This is a genomic window from Streptomyces sp. NPDC058470 (assembly GCF_042721055.1).
In the GTDB taxonomy this organism is placed as follows: Bacteria; Actinomycetota; Actinomycetes; order Streptomycetales; family Streptomycetaceae; genus Streptomyces.
Genome location: NZ_JBHXMF010000057.1, coordinates 37,458 through 60,603 on the forward strand (window position 1 = coordinate 37,458; position 23,146 = coordinate 60,603).

21 protein-coding genes are annotated in these 23,146 nt (G+C 69.4%); 18 read left to right on the plus strand and 3 right to left on the minus strand.

Going from position 1 to position 23,146, the window contains the following annotated elements; translation table 11 throughout:
* Positions 1-97: 97 nt before the first annotated feature.
* Together ACFWP7_RS33320 and ACFWP7_RS33325 are read right to left on the minus strand one after the other, a co-directional pair.
* On the minus strand, positions 98-1,327 hold the full coding sequence (locus ACFWP7_RS33320) for a DUF349 domain-containing protein (RefSeq protein WP_384389207.1): 1,230 nt from the start codon (positions 1,325-1,327) through the stop codon (positions 98-100).
* 135 nt (positions 1,328-1,462) lie between these two features.
* The gene (locus ACFWP7_RS33325; RefSeq protein ID WP_384389210.1) at positions 1,463-2,302 is read right to left on the minus strand and encodes a peptidylprolyl isomerase; all 840 of its coding nucleotides are present in this window, start codon (positions 2,300-2,302) and stop codon (positions 1,463-1,465) included.
* Between the two features lie 187 nt (positions 2,303-2,489).
* On the opposite strand from ACFWP7_RS33325, the gene ACFWP7_RS33330 reads away from it, so the two are divergent.
* The 5 genes from ACFWP7_RS33330 to rpsD all read left to right on the plus strand — a co-directional run bounded on the left by ACFWP7_RS33330 (position 2,490) and on the right by rpsD (position 7,581).
* Positions 2,490-3,197 (plus strand): MBL fold metallo-hydrolase, encoded by a 708-nt coding sequence (locus ACFWP7_RS33330; protein ID WP_384389213.1) that lies wholly within the window; start codon positions 2,490-2,492, stop codon positions 3,195-3,197.
* 11 nt (positions 3,198-3,208) lie between these two features.
* Positions 3,209-4,471, plus strand: coding sequence for a histidine--tRNA ligase (hisS, locus tag ACFWP7_RS33335; RefSeq protein ID WP_384389216.1), 1,263 nt, complete (start codon positions 3,209-3,211; stop codon positions 4,469-4,471).
* A gap of 124 nt (positions 4,472-4,595) precedes the next feature.
* On the plus strand, positions 4,596-5,237 hold the full coding sequence (locus ACFWP7_RS33340) for a vitamin K epoxide reductase family protein (RefSeq protein ID WP_384389219.1): 642 nt from the start codon (positions 4,596-4,598) through the stop codon (positions 5,235-5,237).
* A 57-nt stretch (positions 5,238-5,294) separates the two neighbouring features.
* On the plus strand, positions 5,295-6,650 hold the full coding sequence (locus tag ACFWP7_RS33345) for a replication-associated recombination protein A (RefSeq protein WP_384389222.1): 1,356 nt from the start codon (positions 5,295-5,297) through the stop codon (positions 6,648-6,650).
* A gap of 316 nt (positions 6,651-6,966) precedes the next feature.
* The gene (gene rpsD / locus ACFWP7_RS33350) at positions 6,967-7,581 is read left to right on the plus strand and encodes a 30S ribosomal protein S4 (protein WP_365438425.1); all 615 of its coding nucleotides are present in this window, start codon (positions 6,967-6,969) and stop codon (positions 7,579-7,581) included.
* Positions 7,582-7,614: 33 nt separating this feature from the next.
* Here the strand turns inward: rpsD and ACFWP7_RS33355 are convergent, their stop codons facing one another.
* Complete coding sequence (locus ACFWP7_RS33355; protein ID WP_384389225.1) at positions 7,615-9,774, minus strand: ATP-binding protein; 2,160 nt, start codon at positions 9,772-9,774, stop codon at positions 7,615-7,617.
* Positions 9,775-9,934: 160 nt separating this feature from the next.
* Here ACFWP7_RS33355 and ACFWP7_RS33360 point away from each other — a divergent pair, with 160 nt between their 5' ends.
* The 13 genes from ACFWP7_RS33360 (at position 9,935) to nusB (ending at position 23,132) form a co-directional block, all read left to right on the plus strand.
* Positions 9,935-10,378 carry a DUF948 domain-containing protein gene (locus ACFWP7_RS33360; RefSeq protein ID WP_384389228.1) on the plus strand — a complete coding sequence of 148 codons (444 nt, stop codon included), beginning with the start codon at positions 9,935-9,937 and terminating at the stop codon, positions 10,376-10,378.
* A gap of 7 nt (positions 10,379-10,385) precedes the next feature.
* Positions 10,386-10,742: a DUF6167 family protein gene (locus ACFWP7_RS33365; protein WP_384389231.1), complete on the plus strand. Its 357-nt coding sequence runs from the start codon at positions 10,386-10,388 to the stop codon at positions 10,740-10,742.
* The gene (gene alaS, locus ACFWP7_RS33370) at positions 10,742-13,414 is read left to right on the plus strand and encodes an alanine--tRNA ligase (RefSeq protein ID WP_384389235.1); all 2,673 of its coding nucleotides are present in this window, start codon (positions 10,742-10,744) and stop codon (positions 13,412-13,414) included. The genes ACFWP7_RS33365 and alaS overlap by 1 nt, the downstream gene beginning before the upstream one ends.
* A gap of 11 nt (positions 13,415-13,425) precedes the next feature.
* Positions 13,426-13,890 carry a Holliday junction resolvase RuvX gene (gene ruvX / locus ACFWP7_RS33375; RefSeq protein ID WP_384389238.1) on the plus strand — a complete coding sequence of 155 codons (465 nt, stop codon included), beginning with the start codon at positions 13,426-13,428 and terminating at the stop codon, positions 13,888-13,890.
* A gap of 125 nt (positions 13,891-14,015) precedes the next feature.
* A complete protein-coding gene (gene mltG, locus ACFWP7_RS33380) occupies positions 14,016-15,851 on the plus strand; it encodes an endolytic transglycosylase MltG (protein ID WP_384389242.1) in 1,836 nt (611 codons plus the stop codon).
* Positions 15,832-16,671, plus strand: a complete 840-nt coding sequence (locus tag ACFWP7_RS33385) for a shikimate dehydrogenase (RefSeq protein WP_384389245.1) — start codon at positions 15,832-15,834, stop codon at positions 16,669-16,671. The genes mltG and ACFWP7_RS33385 overlap by 20 nt, the downstream gene beginning before the upstream one ends.
* Positions 16,672-16,835: 164 nt before the next feature.
* Complete coding sequence (aroC, locus tag ACFWP7_RS33390; RefSeq protein WP_384389248.1) at positions 16,836-18,020, plus strand: chorismate synthase; 1,185 nt, start codon at positions 16,836-16,838, stop codon at positions 18,018-18,020.
* Between the two features lie 29 nt (positions 18,021-18,049).
* Positions 18,050-18,532 (plus strand): shikimate kinase, encoded by a 483-nt coding sequence (locus ACFWP7_RS33395; RefSeq protein WP_384389265.1) that lies wholly within the window; start codon positions 18,050-18,052, stop codon positions 18,530-18,532.
* The gene (aroB, locus tag ACFWP7_RS33400; RefSeq protein ID WP_384389251.1) at positions 18,529-19,620 is read left to right on the plus strand and encodes a 3-dehydroquinate synthase; all 1,092 of its coding nucleotides are present in this window, start codon (positions 18,529-18,531) and stop codon (positions 19,618-19,620) included. Before ACFWP7_RS33395 ends, aroB begins: the two co-directional genes overlap by 4 nt.
* A gap of 359 nt (positions 19,621-19,979) precedes the next feature.
* On the plus strand, positions 19,980-20,846 hold the full coding sequence (locus ACFWP7_RS33405; RefSeq protein WP_384389253.1) for a Pro-rich N-terminal domain-containing protein: 867 nt from the start codon (positions 19,980-19,982) through the stop codon (positions 20,844-20,846).
* 116 nt (positions 20,847-20,962) lie between these two features.
* A complete protein-coding gene (locus tag ACFWP7_RS33410) occupies positions 20,963-22,069 on the plus strand; it encodes a M24 family metallopeptidase (RefSeq protein ID WP_384389256.1) in 1,107 nt (368 codons plus the stop codon).
* 59 nt (positions 22,070-22,128) lie between these two features.
* Positions 22,129-22,695, plus strand: a complete 567-nt coding sequence (gene efp, locus ACFWP7_RS33415; RefSeq protein ID WP_266824751.1) for an elongation factor P — start codon at positions 22,129-22,131, stop codon at positions 22,693-22,695.
* A gap of 2 nt (positions 22,696-22,697) precedes the next feature.
* On the plus strand, positions 22,698-23,132 hold the full coding sequence (gene nusB / locus ACFWP7_RS33420) for a transcription antitermination factor NusB (RefSeq protein WP_384389259.1): 435 nt from the start codon (positions 22,698-22,700) through the stop codon (positions 23,130-23,132).
* The last annotated feature ends 14 nt before the right edge of the window (positions 23,133-23,146 follow it).

Below are 23,146 nucleotides of genomic sequence, written 5' to 3' on the forward strand. Positions count from 1 at the left end.
GGGATCTATGTGGTGGGGCAACCGATCGAACCGTCGGGGCGCCCCTCTACGTAGCAGCGGGAAAACCGGCCGCCTCAGTTGCCGCTCAGTACCTGCCTCAGCCGCCGAACTCCTGCAGGCCCTTCAGCGCCTGGTCGAGCAGCGCCTGACGGCCGTCGAGCTCCTTCTGGAGCTTGTCGGCCCTCGCGGTGTTGCCCGTGGAGCGCGCCGTCTCGATCTGGCCCTGGAGCTTGTCCACGGCGGCCTGGAGCTGACCGGTGAGACCCTCGGCACGCGCGCGTGCCTCCGGGTTCGTCCGGCGCCACTCGGTCTCCTCGGACTCCTGGAGCGCCCGCTCCACCGCGTGCATCCGGCCCTCGACCTTCGGGCGGGAATCGCGCGGCACGTGGCCGATGGCCTCCCAGCGCTCGTTGAGGGAACGGAAGGCGGCGCGGGCCGTCTTCAGGTCCTGCACCGGGACGAGCTTCTCGGCCTCCGCGGCCAGCTCCTCCTTGAGCGTCAGGTTCTCCGTCTGCTCGGCGTCACGCTCGGCGAAGACCGAGCTGCGGGCAGCGAAGAAGACGTCCTGGGCGCCGCGGAAGCGGTTCCACAGATCGTCCTCGTGCTCGCGCTGCGCACGGCCCGCGGCCTTCCAGTCCGTCATCAGATCGCGGTAACGCGCCGCCGTCGGACCCCAGTCCGTCGAACTGGACAGCCCCTCGGCCTCGGCGACCAGCTTCTCCTTGGCCTTGCGGGCGTCCTCGCGCTGCGCGTCCAGCGACGCGAAGTGCGCCTTGCGACGCTTGGAGAACGCCGAGCGTGCGTGCGAGAAGCGGTGCCACAGCTCGTCGTCCGACTTCCGGTCGAGCCGCGGCAGCCCCTTCCAGGTGTCCACCAGGGCACGCAAGCGCTCACCGGCCGCCCGCCACTGGTCGCTCTGCGCCAGCTCCTCGGCCTCGACGACCAGCGCCTCCTTGGCGTGCCGCGCCTCGTCGGACTGCTTGGCCCGCTGGGCCTTGCGCTCCTCGCGGCGCGCGTCGACCGTCTCGACGAGCTTGTCCAGCCGCTCCCGCAGCGCTGCCAGGTCGCCGACCGCGTGGTGCGCGTCCACCTGCTCGCGCAGGTGGGCGACGGCGGTCTGAGCGTCCTTCGCCGACAGGTCGGTGGTCTTCACTCGCTTTTCGAGGAGGCCGATCTCGACAACCAGGCCTTCGTACTTGCGCTCGAAGTAGGCCAGCGCCTCATCAGGAGAGCCGGCCTGCCAGGAGCCGACGACCTGCTCGCCGTCGGCCGTACGCACGTACACGGTCCCCGTCTCGTCGACGCGGCCCCACGGGTCGCTGCTCACAGCGCCTCCTCCACATGATGCCTGCGAGAGGCGTCAGCGCCCCCGGGCATCGTCCACAGTTTCGTAACGGCCAACATAGGCGACCGGCAGGGCGGCTGTCCGCATCCCGCGCGACCGAAATTTCGCAGCTGGCGGTCAGGATTTCGTCACGGTCATCTTGTTGATCACGACGGTCGCGTTGGGCGCTCCGTCGCCCGCGCCGGTGCTCTCGCCGGCCCCTGCGATCTTCGCCAGGACCTCCATCCCGGACTTGGAAATGGTTCCGAACGGTGTGTAGTCGGCCGGGAGCGGACTGTCCTGGTAGACGAGGAAGAACTGGCTGCCTCCCGTGTTGCGGCCCTGGCCCGTCGAAGCGTCGTAGGTGTTGGCCATGGCTACCGTGCCCGCCGGATACACATTGTCCTTGAGGCTTGCGTCCTTCAGGTTCTCGTCCGGGATCGTGTAGCCCGGGGTGCCGGAACCGGCGCCCGTCGGGTCACCGCACTGCAGCACGTAGATGCCGTTCGTGGTGAGCCGGTGGCACTTCGTGTGGTCGAAGTAGCCCTTGGCCGCGAGGAAGCTGAACGAGTTGACGGTGTGCGGTGCCGCGGCCGTCTTCAGTGCGACGTCTATCTCGCCGCAGGTCGTCGCCATCTTCATCGTGTAGTCCGCGGACTTGTCGATGGTGATCGCGGGTTCCTTCTTCCAGGTCTCCGTCTTCACCGCGCCCGCGGCGGCCTTCTCGCACGGATCCGGCGCCGCGCTCGGCGCCGAGGCGCTCGGGGTCGCCTCCGCGGCCGCGGAGGACGCCTTGTTGTCGTTCTTGAAGACCCCGGTCGCATACGACACGACGCTGCCGATCACGATGACGCCGAGGACCGAGGCGATGATCGCGTTGCGTGCGTGTGTCTTGCGCCGGGCGGCTGTACGCCGCTGCTGCTGTCGCAAGAACTTCTCCCGGGCGAGCTGACGCCGCCGCTGCTCCTGGGTGACCACCGGGTTTTCTCCTCATGCGTCTCGTACGTCAAGTGGGACGCGTGCGTCTTGTGAGCCGACCGCCTGCGTGTGCCCCGTACCGTATATGGGTTCGCTGAGGATTCGGCAGCGCCGGTAGGCTCTGATCCACAGCCGCCCGCCCCGTACGACGCCGTATGACCTCGTACGCCACAAACGAAGGACGATCGTGCTCATTGCCGGGTTCCCCGCAGGGGCCTGGGGGACCAACTGTTATCTGGTCGCCCCCGGCGCGGGTGAGGAGTGCGTCATCATCGACCCCGGCCATCAGGCCACCCAGGGAGTCGAGGACGCGCTCAGGAAGCATCGGCTCAAGCCCGTCGCGGTCATCCTCACGCATGGCCACATCGACCATGTCGCCTCGGTCGTCCCGGTGTGCGGAGCCCATGACGTACCGGCCTGGATCCACCCCGAGGACCGGTACATGATGAGCGACCCGGAGAAGGCGCTCGGCCGTTCCATCGGGATGCCGCTGATGGGCGAACTGACCGTGGGAGAGCCGGACGACGTCCGCGAACTGACCGACGGCGCACGGCTGTCGCTGGCCGGCCTGGAGCTGTCCGTGGCGCACGCCCCCGGTCATACGAAGGGGTCGGTGACCTTCCTGATGCCCGAGAACGCGGACATTCCTTCCGTTTTCTTCTCCGGGGATCTGCTCTTCGCCGGCTCCATCGGACGCACCGACCTGCCGGGCGGTTCCCACCCCGAGATCCTCGACTCGCTGGCCCGCGTGTGCCTGCCGCTCGACGACTCGACCGTGGTGCTGTCCGGCCACGGCCCCCAGACCACCATCGGCCAGGAGCGCGCCGCCAACCCGTATATGCGGGAGGTGGCCTCCGGCCTCGGGAGCACGGACGCTCCCCGACGAGGAATGTGACGAGAACCTTCGTGAGCACCTTCAAGGCCCCCAAGGGCACGTACGACCTGGTTCCGCCGGAGAGCGCGAAGTACCTCGCGGTCCGCGAGGCGATCGCCGCCCCGCTCAGGAACTCCGGCTACGGCTACATCGAAACGCCCGGTTTCGAGAACGTCGAGCTGTTCGCGCGCGGGGTCGGTGAGTCCACCGACATCGTGACCAAAGAGATGTACGCCTTCGAGACCAAGGGCGGCGACAGGCTGGCGCTGCGCCCCGAGGGCACCGCGTCCGTGCTGCGCGCCGCGTTGGAGGCCAACCTGCACAAGGTGGGCAATCTCCCCGTCAAGCTCTGGTACTCGGGCTCCTACTACCGCTACGAGCGCCCCCAGAAGGGCCGCTACAGGCACTTCTCACAGGTCGGCGCCGAGGCGATCGGCGCCGAGGACCCCGCGCTCGACGCCGAGTTGATCATCCTGGCCGACCAGGCGTACCGCTCGCTGGGACTGCGCGACTTCCGCATCCTGCTGAACTCCCTCGGCGACAAGGAGTGCCGTCCCGTCTACCGGGCCGCCCTCCAGGACTTCCTGCGCGGGCTGAACCTGGACGAGGAGACGCTCCGCCGCGCCGAGATCAACCCGCTGCGGGTCCTCGACGACAAACGCGACGACGTCCAGAAGCAGTTGGCCGGCGCACCGTTGCTGCGTGACTACCTGTGCGACGCCTGCAAGGCGTACCACGAGGAGGTGCGCGAGCTGATCACGGCCGCGGGTGTCTCCTTCGAGGACGACCCGAGACTCGTGCGCGGGCTCGACTACTACACCCGGACGACCTTCGAGTTCGTCCACGACGGTCTGGGCTCCCAGTCAGCGGTGGGCGGCGGCGGCCGCTACGACGGCCTCTCCGAGATGATCGGCGGGCCCGCGCTGCCCTCCGTCGGCTGGGCACTGGGCGTCGACCGTACGGTTCTCGCGCTGGAGGCCGAGGGCGTTTCGCTCGAACTCCCGTCGTCCACGAGCGTGTTCGCGGTTCCGCTGGGGGAGGAGGCACGCCGGGTGCTCTTCGGTGTGGTCACCGAGCTGCGCAGGGTGGGGGTCGCGGCGGACTTCTCCTACGGGGCGAAGGGGCTCAAGGGTGCGATGAAGAACGCGAACCGGTCGGGCGCCCGGTACGCGATCGTCGCCGGCGAGCGGGATCTCGCCGAGGGCGTCGTGCAGCTCAAGGACATGGAGTCCGGTGAGCAGGTCGCGGTGGCGGTCGAGGGGATCGTGGCAGAGGTCGCAGGGCGGTTGGGCTGAGCGGCCCCGTTCGTGGAGGCCTGCGGGCGCGTGTTTCCTTATGCCCATCGAACGGTGGGCACGCGTGCGCGTGCGGCACAATGTCCGTGCCCGCAGGCCCCTTCGAAGCTACGGAAACGGCGTGATGAGCAAGACGACAGTCAAGGACGTCTCCACCGACCACGATGACAGCACCGTCGCCTCTCCGAGGACGGTCGGCGGCAGTCGTGCGCTCGCCCTGCTGCTGCTGATCACCGGTGCGGCCGGTCTGCTGGCCTCCTGGGTCATCACGATCGACAAGTTCAAGCTGCTGGAGAACCCGGACTTCGTGCCCGGGTGCAGCCTGAACCCGGTCGTTTCCTGCGGCAACATCATGAAGAGCGACCAGGCCGAGGCGTTCGGGTTCCCCAACCCGATGCTCGGCCTGGTGACGTACGCCATCGTGATCGGCGTCGGCATGAGCCTGCTGGCCCGCACCACCTTCCCGCGCTGGTACTGGCTGACCTTCAACTTCGGCACCCTCTTCGGCGTCGGATTCTGCACCTGGCTGCAGTTCCAGTCGCTGTACCGCATCAACTCGCTGTGCCTGTGGTGCTGCCTGGCGTGGGCCGCCACGATCATCATGTTCTGGTACGTCACCTCGTCCAACATCCGCAACGGCTTCCTGCCCGCACCGAACTGGCTGAAGAGCTTCTTCGGCGAGTTCACCTGGGTCCTGCCGGTGCTGCACATCGGGATCATCGGCATGCTGATCCTGACGCGCTGGTGGGACTTCTGGACCAGCTGACAGCAGCCCATCCCGGGTGGGAGGGCGTTGTCAGTGGCGTGACATAGGGTTTTGTCCGTGGAGCCCGACCTATTCACCGCCGCAGCGGAAGAACGCCAGGAGAAGGACCCGTCCAGCAGTCCCCTGGCGGTCCGGATGCGCCCGCGCGTCCTCGACGAGGTCGTGGGGCAGCAGCATCTGCTCAAGCCGGGTTCCCCCCTGCGCAGACTGGTCGGCGACAGCGGCTCAGGCCCGGCCGGCCCCTCCTCGGTGATCCTCTGGGGCCCGCCCGGCACCGGCAAGACGACCTTGGCGTACGTCGTCTCCAAGGCCACGAACAAGCGCTTCGTCGAGCTCTCGGCGATCACCGCCGGCGTCAAGGAAGTCCGCGCCGTCATCGAGAGCGCGCGCCGTGCCACCGGCGGCTTCGGCAAGGAGACCGTCCTCTTCCTCGACGAGATCCACCGCTTCAGCAAGGCCCAGCAGGACTCTCTCCTGCCGGCGGTCGAGAACCGCTGGGTGACGCTGATCGCCGCGACCACCGAGAACCCGTACTTCTCGATCATCTCGCCCCTGCTCTCCCGCTCCCTCCTCCTCACCCTCGAACCGCTCAGCGACGACGACCTGCGCGGCCTCCTCAAGCGTGCGCTCTCCGACGAGCGCGGCCTCAAGGACGCCGTCGCTCTCCCGGAGGACGCCGAGGAACACCTGCTGCGGATCGCCGGCGGCGACGCCCGCCGCGCGCTCACCGCCCTTGAGGCCGCCGCCGGGGCCGCGCTCGACAAGGGCGAGCCGGAGATCACCCTCCAGACCCTGGAGGAGACCGTCGACCGGGCCGCCGTGAAGTACGACCGCGACGGCGACCAGCACTACGACGTGGCGAGCGCTCTCATCAAGTCCATCCGCGGCTCCGATGTGGACGCCGCCCTGCACTACCTGGCCCGGATGATCGAGGCCGGTGAGGACCCCCGCTTCATCGCCCGCCGCCTGATGATCTCCGCCAGCGAGGACATCGGCCTGGCCGATCCGAACGCGCTGCCCATAGCCGTCGCGGCCGCCCAGGCCGTCGCCATGATCGGCTTCCCCGAGGCCGCGCTCACCCTCAGCCACGCCACCATCGCCCTCGCCCTGGCCCCGAAGTCCAATGCCGCGACCCTGGCGATCGGCGCCGCCATGGAGGACGTACGCAAGGGGCACGCGGGCCCTGTACCGATGCATCTGCGCGACGGGCACTACAAGGGCGCCGCCAAGCTCGGCCACGCACAGGGGTACGTGTACCCGCACGACCTGCCCGAAGGCATCGCCTCCCAGCAGTACGCCCCGGAGGAGCTCAAGGACCGGGAGTACTACACCCCGACCCGCCACGGCGCCGAGGCCCGCTACGCGGACGCGGTGGAATGGACCAGGAAGCACCTCGGTCGAGGGCGGTCCTGACCACCCTGTAGAATCCTCGAAGCGCTGCGTCCCGTGTCCGGCTCCGGTCGGCACCACCAGAACGGGACATCCAGCCGGAGCCCCCGCCTCCAAGGGGGGATTCCAGGAGCGTCGCGCACCGTCGAAGGTGTCGCGGGCAGCCCACCACCCTCCCGGTATCGGGAAACGGTCGGTGGGCCACTCGCGTGCTGCACGTATGTGCCCAGTCCAGGGAGCGGCTGCCCAGCAGGTCCGTAAGGGCCCCAAGGGTTTCCCAGGCTGCGGATGCGACCTCCCTTAACTCTGGTGAGCCGAAACCCGAAAAGAGAGACAGAGAGTGGCGAATCAGCCCCGCCCCAAGGTCAAGAAGTCGCGTGCCCTCGGCATCGCGCTGACCCCGAAGGCCGTCAAGTACTTCGAGGCCCGCCCCTACCCGCCGGGCGAGCACGGCCGTGGCCGTAAGCAGAACTCGGACTACAAGGTCCGTCTGCTCGAGAAGCAGCGTCTGCGCGCGCAGTACGACGTGTCCGAGCGTCAGCTCGTTCGCGCCTACGAGCGTGCCGCCAAGACGCAGGGCAAGACCGGTGAGGCCCTGGTCATCGAGCTGGAGCGTCGTCTCGACGCCCTGGTTCTGCGTTCGGGCATCGCCCGCACGATCTACCAGGCCCGCCAGATGGTCGTCCACGGCCACATCGAGGTCAACGGTGGCAAGGTCGACAAGCCGTCCTTCCGCGTCAAGCCCGACGACGTCGTGATGGTCCGCGAGCGCAGCCGCAGCAAGACGCTGTTCGAGGTCTCCCGTGCCGGTGGGTTCGCCCCCGACGGCGAGACCCCGCGCTACCTCCAGGTGAACCTCGGCGCCCTGGCGTTCCGCCTGGACCGCGAGCCGAACCGCAAGGAGATCCCGGTGATCTGCGACGAGCAGCTCGTCGTCGAGTACTACGCCCGCTGATCATTCTCCGGCGGACGTAGCACCACCTGCGTGTCAGCCCGTCGTCTCCCCGCCCTTCGAGGTGGGCGAGACGGCGGGCTTCCGCACGTTCGGGGGCAGCGCGCGCGGCGCCGGCACCGCACCGAGGGGCCGGACCCCGGCCCGCCCCAGCGCCCGAGACACCGCCGCCTCCTGCCCGAGGCGCGCCCCTTCCCGTACGCACTCCTCGTACCGCACGTCACCCAGCCGCTGCCGGGCACTCGCCTCGCACCGCTCGTGCGGCGCGTTGTAGTACGCCGAGCCGAACAGCGGCAGCCCCACCGACGGCCACATACGGGAAGCGGCCCCCTGTAGCAGGGCGGCCTCCGCCGGATCGCCCTCCTCCGCGGTGACCAGCGCGAGCAGCTCGATGGCGAGGACCGTGCCGAGCAGGTCGTTGAAGGCATGACCGATGCCGATGCTCTCCTCCAGGAGACGCCGGGCCCGCGCCTGATCGCCCCCGGCCAGGGCCCCGTACGCCAGGACGTACAAGGCGTACGCCAGCGCCCAGCGCTCCCCGTGGTCCACGCACACCTGGCGGACGTCCTCGCACAGATTCACCGCGTCCGGCAGATCTCCCTGGAACGCCAGGGCCATCGCCAACTCGACCTGGCCCATCAGGACATTGCTGTTGAGCTCGCCGATCGCGTGGTAGCGGTCAAGGGCCGAGCGCAGCAGGGTTTCGGCGCGCGGCATGTCGTCCGTGAGCAGGGCCAGGCAGCCGGTGCGGTGCTCGGCATAGGCCACAGCGGTGGCGTTGCCGGTGCGGTCCGCCTCCGCACGGCACTCCTGCAACGCGGTCAGCGCGGGGATCATGTCGCCCTGCAGAACGGCCACATAGCCCAGCACCCACAGCGCCTTGAGCCGTGACTGGTCACGATCACTGTCGAGTTCGACGCCGCGTTGCAGCCAGTGCCGCCCCTCCGACAGCCGGCCGCAGCCGACCCAGTAGAACCAGAGGGTGCCCGCGAGGTACTGGCCCAGATGTGCCTCGCCCGGCTCGGTCAGACAGTGCTCCAGCGCGCGGCGCAGATTCGGCAGCTCCGCCTCGACGCGCGTGGCGACCTCGCCCTGACGCGGCGAGAACCAGTCCAGCTCACACCAGGTGGCCAGGCCCATGTACCAGTCGCGGTGGCGGCGGCGCAGCCGTGGGGCGTCGCCCGTCGCCTCCAGCCAGTGCGCACCGTACGCGCCGACCGTGTCCAGCATCCGGTAGCGCACGCCCGCCGCCGTCTCCTCGCGGGACAGCACGGACTGTGCGAGCAACGCGCCCAGGACATCGAGGACATCGTCGCTGTGCAGACCGTCGCCGCCGCACACGTATTCGGCGGCCTCCAGGTCGAACCGCCCCGCGAACACGGACAGGCGCGACCACAGCAGCCGCTCCTCGGGCGTGCACAGCTCATGGCTCCAGCCGATCGTCGTACGCAGCGTCTGATGCCGAGGGAGCGCGTCGCGGCCGCCGCCTGTCAGCAGGCGGAAACGGTCCTCCAGACGGGACAGCAGCTGCGCGGGAGACAGGGCGCTCAGCCGCCCCGCCGCCAGCTCGACGGCGAGCGGGATCCCGTCGAGGCGCCGACACAGCTCCCGGACGTCGGACCGGTTGCCGTCGTCCAGCGCGAACCCGGGCACCCGGGCCGCCGCCCGGTCCTCGAACAGCACCGCCGCCTCGGCCTCGGCCAGCGGCGCCAGCGGGAACAGCCGCTCGCCCTCCAGGTCCAGGGGCCGCCGCCCCACCGCGAGCACCCGCAGCCCCGGCGCGCACCGCAGCAGTTCGCCCATCAGAGAGGCACACACGTCCACCAGATGTTCGAACCCGTCCAGAACCAGCAGGAGTTGGCGCTCAGCGAGAGCATCGAGAAGGACCTGACGCGGCGGCCTCGACGTGTGATCCGTCAGACCGAGAGCCTCGACGACGGCGTGCTCGACGAGGTCCGGCGCGCGCACCGCGGACAGCTCCACGCGCCAAGCCCCGTCGCGTACGTCCGTCTGTGCCGCGGCCCGCGCCGCGAACCGTGACTTGCCGACACCCCCCATGCCCGTCACCGTGACGAGGCGGGACGTCTCCAGCGCCTCGGCGAGGTGGGCGAGTTCGGCCGAGCGGCCCACGAACGCGTTGAGTTCCAGGGGCATATTGCCGAGCGGCGAACGGTCGGAGCGCTGAGAGCCTTGCATGGGACACGGAGCGTACTGACCCGTGTGCGGTCCGTACAACCGCTTCCCGTAACCCTGGTGCCGGGAGGCGGTAATGCGGTACGGAGCGACGGCCCCGGCGCGATAGGCTCGGGAAACTGTAATTTTGGTTTCCGATGTTCCATGCACGTACAGGGAGCGGGTGCACACAGTGTCCGGTGGAGAGGTGGCCGGGATCCTGGTGGCCGTCTTCTGGGCGATCCTGGTCTCCTTTCTCGCCGTCGCGCTGGCGAGGCTGGCCCAGACGCTCAGGGCGACCACCAAGCTCGTGGCGGACGTGACCGAGCAGGCCGTCCCGCTGCTCGCCGACGCCTCCTCGGCGGTGCGCTCCGCGCAGACCCAGATCGACCGCGTCGACGCCATCGCCTCCGACGTCCAGGAGGTCACGTCGAACGCGTCGGCGCTGTCCACCACGGTCGCCTCCACCTTCGGCGGCCCCCTGGTCAAGGTCGCGGCGTTCGGCTACGGCGTGCGCCGGGCCATCGGAGGCCGTCGCGAGAACGAGCCCCCCAAGGCGTCCCGCCGTACCGTGATCATGGGCCGTACCGTCCCGTCGGCGCGACGGGGAAAGCGGAAGAAGGACTGACGCAGCGATGTTCCGCCGTACGTTCTGGTTCACCGCGGGCGCAGCCGCCGGTGTGTGGGCCACCACCAAAGTCAACCGCAAGCTCAGGCAGCTGACCCCCGAGAGCCTCGCGGCGCAGGCCGCGAACAAGGCGATCGACGCGGGCCACCGGCTCAAGGACTTCGCGCTCGACGTCCGCGACGGCATGCTCCAGCGGGAGGCCGAACTCGACGAGGTGCTCGGTCTGAACGCGTCCGTCGACCGCGAACTGCCGGGCCCCCGCCGCCGCGCCGCGATCGAGAACCGCAACAGCCCGGACTACAGCAAGAACCCGACGTACGTCGAGAGGTCGACGTACACGTACAACCGGAATGAGGACCACTGATGGAGTCGGCCGAGATTCGCCGCCGCTGGTTGAGCTTCTACGAGGAGCGCGGTCACACCGTCGTCCCCTCGGCGTCGCTCATCGCGGACGACCCGACTCTGCTCCTGGTCCCCGCGGGCATGGTCCCCTTCAAGCCGTACTTCCTCGGTGAGGTCAAGCCGCCGTGGCCGCGCGCCACCAGCGTGCAGAAGTGCGTGCGCACGCCCGACATCGAAGAGGTCGGCAAGACCACCCGGCACGGCACCTTCTTCCAGATGTGCGGCAACTTCTCCTTCGGCGACTACTTCAAGGAAGGCGCCATCGCCTACGCCTGGGAGCTGCTCACCTCGCCCCAGGACAAGGGTGGTTACGGGCTCGACCCGGAGCGCCTGTGGATCACGGTCTACCTCGACGACGACGAGGCCGAGCAGATCTGGCGCGAGAAGATCGGCGTCCCCGCCGAGCGCATCCAGCGCCTCGGCAAGAAGGACAACTACTGGTCCATGGGCGTCCCCGGACCCTGTGGCCCGTGCTCCGAGATCAACTACGACCGCGGTCCGGAGTTCGGCATCGAGGGCGGCCCGGCCGTCAACGACGAGCGGTACGTGGAGATCTGGAACCTGGTCTTCATGCAGTACGAGCGCGGCGAGGGCACCTCGAAGGAGGACTTCGAGATCCTCGGCGACCTGCCCAGCAAGAACATCGACACCGGCCTGGGCCTTGAGCGACTCGCCATGATTCTGCAGGACGTGCAGAACCTGTACGAGATCGACACCTCCATGGCCGTCATCAGGAAGGCCACCGAGCTGACGGGCGTCGAGTACGGCGCCGGTCACGACTCCGACGTCTCCCTGCGCGTGGTCACCGACCACATGCGTACGTCCGTGATGCTCATCGGCGACGGGGTCTCGCCCGGCAACGAAGGCCGTGGCTATGTGCTGCGCCGCATCATGCGCCGCGCCATCCGCAACATGCGACTGCTCGGAGCCACCGGCCCGGTCGTGCAGGACCTCGTCGACGTCGTGATCGAGATGATGGGCCGGCAGTACCCGGAGCTGGTCTCCGACCGCAGGCGCATCGAGACCGTGGCCCTCGCCGAGGAGGCCGCCTTCGTCAAGACGCTGCGGGCCGGCACGAACATCCTCGACACCGCCGTCTCGGAGACCAAGGCCGCCGGCGGCAAGGTGCTCGCCGGCGACAAGGCCTTCCTGCTCCACGACACCTGGGGCTTTCCGATCGACCTCACCCTCGAAATGGCCGCCGAACAGGGCCTTTCGGTGGACGAGGACGGCTTCCGCCGCCTGATGAAGGAGCAGCGGGACAAGGCCAAGGCCGACGCCCGGTCCAAGAAGACCGGCCACGCCGACCTCGGTGCCTACCGCCAGATCGCCGACGCCGCCGGTGAGACCGACTTCATCGGATACGACCGGACCGAGGGCGAGTCGACGATCGTCGGCATCCTGGTCGACGGGGCCTCGTCCCCCGCCGCCACCGAGGGCGACGAGGTCGAGATCGTCCTCGACCGCACCCCGTTCTACGCCGAGGGCGGCGGCCAGATCGGCGACACCGGTCGCATCAGGCTCGACACCGGTGCCGTCGTCGAGGTCCGCGACTGCCAGAAGCCGGTCCCGGGCGTGTACGTCCACAAGGGCGTCGTCCAGGTCGGCGAGGTCACCGTCGGTGCCAAGGCCCAGGCCTCCATCGACGCCCGCCGCCGCAAGGCCATCGCCCGCGCCCACTCGGCCACGCACCTCACCCACCAGGCCCTGCGCGACGCCCTCGGCCCGACGGCCGCCCAGGCCGGTTCCGAGAACCAGCCCGGCCGGTTCCGCTTCGACTTCGGCTCCCCGGCCGCCGTACCGCACACGGTGATGGCCGATGTCGAGCAGCAGATCAACGAGGTGCTCGCCCGCGACCTGGACGTGCACGCCGAGGTCCTGAGCCTCGACGAGGCCAAGAAGCAGGGGGCCATCGCCGAGTTCGGCGAGAAGTACGGCGAGCGCGTCCGCGTCGTCACCATCGGCGACTTCTCCAAGGAACTCTGCGGCGGCACGCACGTCCACAACACCGCCCAGCTCGGCCTGGTCAAGCTGCTCGGCGAGTCGTCCATCGGCTCCGGCGTACGCCGCATCGAGGCCCTGGTCGGCGTGGACGCGTACAACTTCCTCGCCCGCGAGCACACAGTCGTCGCCCAGCTGCAGGAACTGGTCAAGGGCCGTTCCGAGGAGCTTCCGGAGAAGATCTCCGCCATGCTCGGCAAGCTGAAGGACGCCGAGAAGGAGATCGAGAAGTTCCGCGCGGAGAAGGTCCTCCAGGCCGCCGGCGGTCTCGTCGACTCCGCCAAGGACGTACGCGGTGTCGCTCTTGTCACCGGCCAGGTCCCGGACGGCACCAGCGCCGACGACCTGCGCAAGCTGGTCCTCGATGTGCGCGGCCGTATCCAGGGCGGACGGGCCGCCGTGGTCGCCCTGTTCGCCACGGCGAACGGCAAGCCGCTCACGGTGATCGCCACCAACGAGGCCGCCCGCGAGCGCGGTCTCAAGGCCGGCGACCTGGTCCGTACGGCCGCCAAGACCCTCGGCGGCGGCGGTGGCGGCAAGCCGGACGTCGCCCAGGGCGGCGGCCAGAACCCGGCCGCCATCGGCGACGCCATCGACGCGGTCGAGCGGCTCGTCGCCGAGACGGCCAAGTAGGGTCCCCGGACATGCGCAGAGGACGTCGTCTCGCGATCGACGTCGGGGATGCCCGTATCGGGGTCGCCTCGTGCGACCCCGACGGGATCCTCGCGACCCCGGTCGAGACGGTCCCGGGGCGCGACGTCCCCGCGGCGCACCGCCGGTTGAAGCAACTCGTCGAGGAGTACGAACCGATCGAGGTGATCGTCGGCCTCCCTCGCTCCCTCAAGGGCGGCGAGGGTCCGGCCGCGGTCAAGGTCCGTGCCTTCGTCCAGGACCTCGCCCGGGGCATCGCTCCCGTTCCGGTCCGGCTCGTGGACGAGCGCATGACCACGGTGACGGCAAGTCAGGGCCTGCGAGCCTCGGGCGTGAAGTCCAAGAAGGGCAGGTCCGTCATCGATCAGGCAGCGGCCGTGATCATCCTTCAGCAGGCCTTGGAGTCCGAACGGGTGTCGGGTAGATCTCCGGGCGAGGGCGTCGAAGTGGTTGTCTGATCGCGATACGGTAACGTTCCGCGCGATGCGGCTCTGTTCGAACAGCCGCCGCACAGCAGAAGAGACGGAACGGAGGCGGTGCCGCAAGCACCGCGTGCCCGCCGCCTCGCGGCTCTAGGGGATCAATGACTGAGTATGGCCGGGGCCCAGGCTCCGAACCGTGGCATCCGGAGGACCCGTTGTTCGGGGACAACGGATGGGGAGGACAGGCCGACGACGGCCAGTCCCCCTACGGCGGCCAGCCGCAGCAGTATCCGCAGCAGCCGCAACAGCAACAGCACCAGCAGTACGGCGAGTGGGCCGCCGGTCAGCAGGGTGGCTACGGTCAGGACCAGCAGCAGTACCAGGGCCAGGGGCAGTTCCCTGCCCAGAGCCAGCAGCCCTATGTCGATCAGGGGCAGCAGCAGTACACGGACCAGAGCCAGCAGCAGTACGGCGGCCAGGGTCAGCAGCCGTACGGCGGTCAAGGGCAGCAGCCCTACGCGGACCAGGGTCAGCAACAGCAGTACGTGAATCAGGGTCAGCAACAGCAGTACGGCGGCCAGGGCCAGCAGTACGACAACAGCGGCTGGGGCAACGGGGCGCATCAGCAGGTCCCCTACGCCGCCGACCCGGCCGACCCCTACGGGGGCCAGCCCGTCGCGTACGGCGGTGAGCAGCCCGACCAGTACGGGACCCCCGACGCCTACCCGCCCCCCGAGCCGCCGGCCCGCCGTCGCGCCGAACCCGAGCCGAAGACCGACTGGGATCCCGGACCCGACCAGGGTGAGCACGCCTTCTTCGCCGGGGGCGGCGACGATGACGACGATGCGGACGACGACGATCCCAAGGGCCGCGGCGGACGCGGTGACAAGAAGGGCAGAGGCGGCGGCAAAGGCAAGAAACGCCGCAGCGGGTGTGCCTGTCTGGTGGTTGTCCTGGTCTTCGGAGGCGGGATCGGCGGAGTCGGGTATTTCGGGTACCAGTTCTACCAAAATCGTTTCGGCGCGGCGCCCGACTATGCCGGGGACGGCACGAGCGAAAGCGTGAACGTCACCATTCCCAAGGGTTCCGGCGGTTATGCGATCGGGCAGGCATTGAAGAATGCCGGTGTGGTCAAGAGCGTCGACGCTTTTGTGGCCGCGCAGTCGCAGAATCCCAAGGGTAATTCCATTCAGGCGGGCGTCTACACGCTCAAGAAGGAAATGTCAGGGGAAAGCGTCGTCGCGTTGATGCTCAGCCCTGCCAGCCGCAACAACCTGATCATTGCCGAGGGTAAGCGCAATTCTGAGATCTACACGATGATCGATGCCCGTCTTGAGGTCAAGAAGGGCACGACCGCGGGGGTCGCGCAGAAGGACTGGAAGAGCCTCGGTCTCCCTGACTGGGCGAACACCGACAAGGACATCAAGGACCCGCTGGAAGGATTCCTCTATCCCTCCAGCTATCCCGTTTCCAAGGGTATGGAGCCCAAGGAAGTCCTGGAGCAGATGGTCGACCTGGCCAAGGAGAAGTACGCCGACTACGGCCTTGAATCCAAGGCCGCGGGCCTGAAGTTGAAGAATCCGCTGGAGCTCCTCACCGTGGCGAGTCTCGTCCAGGCCGAGGGGAAGACGCATGAGGACTTCCGCAAGATGTCCGAGGTCATCTACAACCGTCTGAAGCCCACTAATACGGAGACCAACCAGCTGCTGCAGTTCGACTCGACCTTCAACTATTTGAAGGGGCAGAGTAAGATCAACATCAGTGAGTCCGAAATCAACAGCAACCAGGACCCGTACAACACGTACACGCAGAAGGGCCTCCCGCCCGGGCCCATTGACAACCCTGGTGACGACGCGTTGAAGGCCGCGCTGAATCCGACGGACGACGGCTGGATCTACTTCGTGGCGACCGACGGTCAGAACAAGACGGAGTTCGCCAAGACATACGCCGAATTCAAGGATCTCAAGGACAAGTTCAATGACAGCTCGGGCAGCTGACGCCCGCCGGGCCGCCGTACTCGGTTCCCCGATCGCCCACTCCCTCTCCCCGGTGCTGCACCGTGCCGCCTACGCGGAACTCGGCCTCGGCGACTGGTCGTACGACCGCTTCGAGGTCGACGAGGAGGCGCTGCCGGGGTTCATCGGGAAACTCGGGCCGGAGTGGGCGGGGCTGTCGCTGACCATGCCGCTGAAGAGGGCCGTGATGCCGCTGCTCGATGAGGTCAGTGAGACGGCGGGCTCGGTGGAGGCGGTCAACACGGTCGTGTTCACCGAGGACGGCCGTCGCGTCGGCGACAACACCGACATACCCGGGATGGTCGCCGCCCTGCGCGAGCGGGGCATCGAGCAGGTCGACTCCGCCGCGATCCTCGGCGCCGGCGCCACCGCCTCGTCGGCGCTCGCCGCGCTGGCCCGGATCTGCACGGGCGAGGTCGTCGCGTACGTCCGTAGTGCGGAGCGTGCCGCCGAGATGAGGCAGTGGGGCGAGCGGCTCGACGTGGAGGTGCGGACGGAGGACTGGGCGGACGCCGGTCAGGCGCTGCGCGCGCCGCTCGTGATCGCCACGACCCCGGCGGGCACGACGGACGCGCTGGCCGCGGCTACTCCCGAACAGCCCGCGACCCTCTTCGACGTGCTGTACGACCCATGGCCGACCCAGCTCGCGGCGCGCTGGTCGGCGTACGGAGGCGCTGTCGTGAGCGGGCTCGATCTGCTGGTGCACCAGGCGGTGCTCCAGGTCGAGCAGATGACCGGGCGTTCCCCCGCGCCGCTCGACGCCATGCGGAAGGCCGGCGAGCACGCTCTCGCCGGGCACTGACCCGTCGCCGTCCGTCCGTCTGATGGACCTGTGACCGGTTCTCATACGTGGACGTGGGAGGATCGGGGTGGCGGGCCTGGGCCGCGCACCCGGTCGCGCCGTCGCGGTACGCGAGGACGCGCGTACGCAGCAGCAGTACCAGGGCGCGAGCATGAGGAGCACCGTTGAGCAGGTTGCGCTGGCTGACCGCGGGGGAATCCCACGGTCCCGCACTTGTCGCGACGCTGGAGGGACTTCCCGCCGGCGTGCCGATCACCACGGACATGGTGGCGGACCATCTGGCCCGGCGGCGGCTCGGCTACGGGCGCGGTGCCCGGATGAAGTTCGAGCGCGACGAGATCACCTTCCTGGGCGGCGTACGCCACGGGCTCACCCTCGGTTCGCCGGTGGCCATCATGGTCGGCAACACCGAGTGGCCCAAGTGGGAACAGGTCATGTCGGCCGACCCCATCGATCCGGAGATCCTCGCCGATGTCGCCCGCAACGCCCCGCTGACCCGGCCCCGGCCCGGTCACGCGGACCTCGCGGGCATGCAGAAGTACGGCTTCGACGAGGCGCGGCCGATCCTGGAGCGGGCGAGCGCGCGGGAGACGGCGGCGCGGGTGGCACTGGGTGCGGTGGCCCGTTCGTACCTGAAGGAGACGGCCGGGATCGAGATCGTCTCGCACGTCGTCGAGCTGGCGGCGGCGAAGGCCCCGTACGGCGTCTACCCCAAGCCCTCCGATGTGGAGAAGCTCGACGCCGATCCGGTGCGCTGCCTGGACAGCGATGCGTCGAAGGCGATGGTCGCGGAGATCGACCAGGCCCACAAGGACGGCGACACGCTCGGTGGCGTGGTCGAGGTGCTGGCGTACGGCGTGCCGGTGGGTCTCGGCTCGCACGTGCACTGGGACCGGCGGCTGGACGCCCGGCTCGCGGCCGCGCTCATGGGTATCCAGGCGATCAAGGGTGTCGAGGTCGGCGATGGTTTCGAGCTTGCTCGGGTACCGGGGTCGCAGGCGCACGACGAGATCGTCCACACCGAGGACGGCATCCGGCGCACCTCCGGTCACTCCGGCGGCACCGAGGGCGGTCTGACCACCGGTGAGCTGCTGCGCGTCCGTGCGGCGATGAAGCCGATCGCGACCGTGCCGCGCGCGCTGGCGACCATCGACGTGGCCACCGGCGAGGCGGCCAAGGCGCACCACCAGCGCTCGGACGTGTGCGCGGTTCCGGCCGCCGGGATCGTCGCGGAGGCGATGGTGGCGCTGGTTCTGGCGGACGCCGTGGCGGAGAAGTTCGGTGGGGACAGCGTCCCGGAGACGCGCCGCAACGTGCGGTCCTACCTCGAGAACCTGGTCGTACGGTGACCGGTCCGCGGATCGTCCTCGTCGGCCCGATGGGCGTGGGCAAGTCCACGGTGGGCGCGCTGGTCGCCGAGCGGCTCGGCTGTGTCTACCGGGACACCGACGACGACATCGTGGGAGAGCAGGGCCGCACCATCGCCGACATCTTCGTCGACGACGGTGAGCCGGTCTTCCGTGCGATCGAGAAGCAGGCCGTGAAGCGGGCGCTGGCCGAGCACGACGGTGTCCTGGCGCTCGGAGGCGGCGCGATCCTGGACGAGGAGACACGCGCTCTGCTCGCCGGGCACCAGGTCGTGTACCTCTCGATGGACGTCGAGGAGGCGGTCAGGCGCACCGGTCTCAACACGGCGAGGCCGCTGCTGGCCGTCAACCCGCGCCGGCAGTGGCGCGAGCTGATGGACGCGCGCCGCGACCTGTACACCGAAGTCGCCCGGGCGGTCGTGGCAACCGACGACCGCACCCCCGAAGAGGTCACCCAAGCGGTCCTCGACGCACTGGAGTTGAAGGAAGCATGAGCGAGGCAGTGACCCGTATCCAGGTCGGCGGAACCGCGGGCACCGAGCCCTACGAGGTGCTGGTCGGCCGTCAACTCCTCGGTGAGCTGGGCGGGTTGATCGGCGACAAGGCCCAGCGTGTCGCGATCATCCACCCCGAGTCGCTCGCCGACACCGGTGAGGCCCTCCGTGCCGACCTGGCCGAGCAGGGGTACGAGGCCATCGCCATCCAGGTGCCGAACGCCGAGGAGGCCAAGACCGTCGAGGTCGCCGCCTACTGCTGGAAGGCGCTCGGGCAGTCCGGCTTCACCCGCACCGACGTCATCGTGGGCGTCGGCGGCGGGGCCACCACCGACCTGGCCGGGTTCGTGGCGGCGACCTGGCTGCGTGGCGTGCGCTGGATCGTGGTCCCGACCACCGTGCTGGCCATGGTGGACGCGGCGGTCGGCGGCAAGACCGGCATCAACACCGCCGAGGGCAAGAACCTCGTCGGCGCCTTTCACCCGCCGGCCGGTGTGCTGTGCGACCTGGCCGCGCTGGACTCACTGCCGGTCAACGACTTCGTGTCCGGGCTCGCGGAGGTCATCAAGGCCGGTTTCATCGCCGACCCGGTGATCCTGGAGCTCATCGAGGAGGACCCCGAGGCGGCCCGTACGCCGGCCGGTCCGCACACGGCCGAGCTGATCGAGCGGTCCATCAAGGTCAAGGCGGAGGTTGTCTCCGGCGACCTCAAGGAGTCCGGGCTGCGCGAGATCCTCAACTACGGGCACACCCTCGCGCACGCGATCGAGAAGAACGAGCGCTACAAGTGGCGGCACGGTGCGGCCGTCTCCGTCGGTATGCACTTCGCCGCCGAACTCGGTCGTCTCGCGGGCCGGTTGGACGACGCGACCGCCGACCGCCACCGTACGATCCTGGAGTCCGTCGGCCTCCCGCTGAGCTACCGCTACGACCAGTGGCCCAAGCTCCTGGAGAACATGAAGCTCGACAAGAAGTCCCGCGGCAACCTGCTTCGCTTCATCGTCCTGGACGGCCTCGCCAAGCCGACCGTCCTGGAGGGACCCGATCCGGCCGTCCTCCTCGCCGCGTACGGCGAAGTGGGGGAGTAGGCGCGGATCCACGGCTCACGGCGACGTGGCTCAAGAGGGCTCACGGCGACGTGACTTAAGAACGTAACGTCCAACGGGCCCGCACTTGGCCCGATTTGCCCCCGTCCGACGGGCACTTCGTACCCTCCCCGGCCGTTCACACAACGGCGGCCGGGGAAGGTACCGTTCGGTAGCGAGTGGGCCTCGGGCCTCGCTCGCCAGCGCCAGTTGCCTGCCGCGAGGGAGCCGAAGGGACGCGTCGGTGTCGAGAGCGTGAGCGCGCGGAGGCCCGAAGGGCTGAGCGTGATCGCGCCCGGGACACTGATGGAGGCGTCCCGGAGGCGAACGAGCCAAAGAATCACGAGACGGAGTGGCACCGGATGCAGCACGCAGTGGGGGGTCCGCTGCCGCCGCCCCACCAGCCGGGGCAGGGACCGGCCGCCGGCTGGTCGCCGGCCGGACCGCAGCCCGGACACCCGGGTCCGGTACCCCCGCCACCGCCGGCCCCCGGTTTCACCGGCCCGCCACCGGGACACATGGCGCCGCACTCGCACGCACCGCAGCACATGCCCCCGCAGCACGCCTCCGCGCCGCCCAAGCCGGACACCACCGGCCATGTGCAGCTGCCCCCGGGCGGACCCGTCGCCATGCCTAGCGCGCCGCCCGCCGCGGGCCATGCCGACCCCACGGCCACCACGCTCGCGGTGCTGCTGATCGGCCCCGCGGGCGCCGGGAAGACCAGCGTCGCCAAGTACTGGGCCGATCACCGCCGGGTCCCCACCGCCCACATCAGCCTCGACGACGTACGCGAATGGGTGCGCTCGGGTTTCGCCGACCCGCAGTCGGGGTGGAACGACCATTCGGAGGCGCAGTACCGCCTGGCCCGCCGCACCTGCGGATTCGCCGCACGGAACTTCCTGGCCAACGGCATCTCCTGCATCCTCGACGACGCCGTCTTCCCGGACCGTCCGGTCGTCGGCCTCGGCGGCTGGAAGCGGCACGTCGGGCCGGGCCTGCTGCCCGTCGTCCTGCTCCCGGGCCTGGAGATAGTCCTGGAGCGCAACGCCGAGCGCTCCGGAAACCGCCGCCTCACCGACGAGGAAGTCGCCCGCATCCACGGCCGGATGGCCGGCTGGTACGGCTCGGGGCTCCCCATCATCGACAACTCGCAGCTCGACGTACCGACCACGGCCCGCGTCCTGGACGACGTCCTCGCACGGTCGATCGCCAGCCCGCCTCAGTGGTAATCCGGGCGGGCTCGCGGTCGATCGCCGGCCTGCCCCAGTGGTAGTCCCGGCGGGCCCGCCGCCCGTCCAGCCCCGTTGAACCGGCGCCATCCGGCCACCGCTCGTACGCTCGGTTTATGTCAGAGGTGTACGCGGCCCGCCGAGAGCGGCTCCGGGAGCGCTGTACGGCGGGCGGCAGCGCTACGGCGCTCGTCACCCGCCCGGCCAATGTGAGGTATCTCGCCGGTGCGGCCCCGCGCGGCGCCGTCCTGCTGCTCGGCAGGGGTGAGGACGTGCTGCTCTTCGGTGGTCCGCCGGGCGGCGGGGCCGAGGAGGGCCGCCCGGACCAGGCGCTGCGTGTGCAGGTGCTGCCGGGCCCCGGCGGTGACCCGGCCGTCGCCGCGGCCGATGTGGCTCTCGCTCAGGGCGCCGAGTCCCTCGCGGTGGAGGAGCACCACCTGACCGTGACCCGGCACCGTGCGCTCGGCTCGGTGGCGCCGCGGCTGCGCCTCGCCGACCTGGGCGGTGCGGTGGAGCAACTGCGAGTGATCAAGGACGAGGAGGAGATCTCCTGTCTGCGGATCGGCGCCGAGATCGCCGACCAGGCGCTGGGGGAACTCCTCGAATCGATCCTCGTGGGCCGGACCGAGCGTCATCTCGCGCTTGAGCTGGAGCGCCGCCTCGTCGATCACGGCGCCGACGGCCCGGCCTTCGCGACCTCGGTCGGGACAGGGCCGAACTCCGGGCGCCGTGGCCACCGGCCCACCGACCGGCGGGTCGAGGAGGGAGATTTCCTCTCCGTCTGCCTCGGTGCGAGCTACCGCGGCTACCGCTGTGAGATCGGCCGTACGTTCGTGATCGGGACCTCGCCCGCCGACTGGCAGATCGAGCTGTACGACCTCGTCTTCGCCGCCCAGCGCGCCGGACGCGAGGCGCTGACACCTGGCGCCGCCTACCGGGACGTGGACCGCGCGGCCCGCCAGGTACTCGACTCCGCGGGGTACACGGAAGGTCTTCCTCCGCTGACCGGGCACGGTGTGGGGCTCGAAATCGACGAGGACCCGCAGCTGGCCCCCGCGGCCATGGGTAAACTGGACGCTTGCGTGCCGGTCACCGTCGAACCGGGGGTCCACCTCCCGGGACGGGGCGGTGTCCGGATCGATGACACGCTCGTCGTACGCCCCGAGGCGGACGGCGGACCCGAGCTACTCACCATTACGACCAAGGAACTGCTCGCGCTCTAGCCTTCGAGCTGCGCGCGTGCACCGGGGTCGTCCACGTCAGTCCAGGAGATTCCGCAACCGTGGCTTCCACGAACGACCTCAAGAACGGCCTGGTACTCAAGCTCGACGGAGGCCAGCTCTGGTCCGTCGTCGAGTTCCAGCACGTCAAGCCCGGCAAGGGCCCGGCCTTCGTGCGCACCAAGCTGAAGAACGTGCTCTCCGGCAAGGTCGTCGACAAGACGTTCAACGCCGGCGTCAAGGTCGAGACGGCCACGATCGACAAGCGTGACATGCAGTTCTCGTACATGGACGGCGAGTACTTCGTCTTCATGGACATGGACACGTACGACCAGCTGATGGTCGACCGCAAGTCCGTCGGCGATGCCGCCAACTTCCTGATCGAGGGCTTCACGGCCACCGTCGCGCAGCACGAGGGCTCGGTGCTCTTCGTCGAGCTGCCGGCTGCCGTCGAGCTCGTCATCCAGGAGACCGAGCCCGGCGTCCAGGGCGACCGCTCCACCGGCGGCACCAAGCCCGCCACCCTGGAGACCGGCCACCAGATCAACGTCCCGCTCTTCATCACCACCGGTGAGAAGATCAAGGTCGACACCCGTACGAGCGACTACCTCGGCCGGGTGAACAGCTAACCGTGGCTGCCCGCAACACGGCCCGCAAGCGCGCCTTCCAGATCCTCTTCGAGGGCGACCAGCGCGACGCGGACGTTCAGACGGTCCTCGCGGACTGGATCCGGCACTCCCGGACCGACACCCGGCAGCCGCCGGTGAGCGAGTACACGATGCAGTTGGTCGAGGGCTACGCCACCAAGGCGAGGCGGATCGACGACCTCATCGCGCAGTACTCCGTCGGCTGGACGCTCGACAGGATGCCGGTCGTCGACCGCAACATCCTGCGCCTCGGTGCCTACGAGCTGATCTGGGTCGACGAGACCCCGGACGCCGTGGTGCTCGACGAGGCGGTGCAGCTGGCGAAGGAGTTCTCCACGGACGATTCACCCGCGTTCGTGAACGGTCTCCTCGGCCGGCTCAAGGACCTGAAGCCGTCACTCCGCCGGGACGAGTCCTGAGGCGAGTCTCAGGC

Coding starts and splice junctions, on each gene's coding strand:
- ACFWP7_RS33340 (WP_384389219.1), top strand. CDS start 4,596: ATGAGCAAGACGACAGTCAAGGACGTCTCCACCGACCACGATGACAGC.
- ACFWP7_RS33355 (WP_384389225.1), bottom strand. CDS start 9,774: ATGCAAGGCTCTCAGCGCTCCGACCGTTCGCCGCTCGGCAATATGCCC.
- ACFWP7_RS33365 (WP_384389231.1), top strand. CDS start 10,386: ATGTTCCGCCGTACGTTCTGGTTCACCGCGGGCGCAGCCGCCGGTGTG.
- alaS (WP_384389235.1), top strand. CDS start 10,742: ATGGAGTCGGCCGAGATTCGCCGCCGCTGGTTGAGCTTCTACGAGGAG.
- ruvX (WP_384389238.1), top strand. CDS start 13,426: ATGCGCAGAGGACGTCGTCTCGCGATCGACGTCGGGGATGCCCGTATC.
- mltG (WP_384389242.1), top strand. CDS start 14,016: ATGACTGAGTATGGCCGGGGCCCAGGCTCCGAACCGTGGCATCCGGAG.
- ACFWP7_RS33385 (WP_384389245.1), top strand. CDS start 15,832: ATGACAGCTCGGGCAGCTGACGCCCGCCGGGCCGCCGTACTCGGTTCC.
- ACFWP7_RS33395 (WP_384389265.1), top strand. CDS start 18,050: ATGGGCGTGGGCAAGTCCACGGTGGGCGCGCTGGTCGCCGAGCGGCTC.
- aroB (WP_384389251.1), top strand. CDS start 18,529: ATGAGCGAGGCAGTGACCCGTATCCAGGTCGGCGGAACCGCGGGCACC.
- ACFWP7_RS33405 (WP_384389253.1), top strand. CDS start 19,980: ATGCAGCACGCAGTGGGGGGTCCGCTGCCGCCGCCCCACCAGCCGGGG.
- ACFWP7_RS33410 (WP_384389256.1), top strand. CDS start 20,963: ATGTCAGAGGTGTACGCGGCCCGCCGAGAGCGGCTCCGGGAGCGCTGT.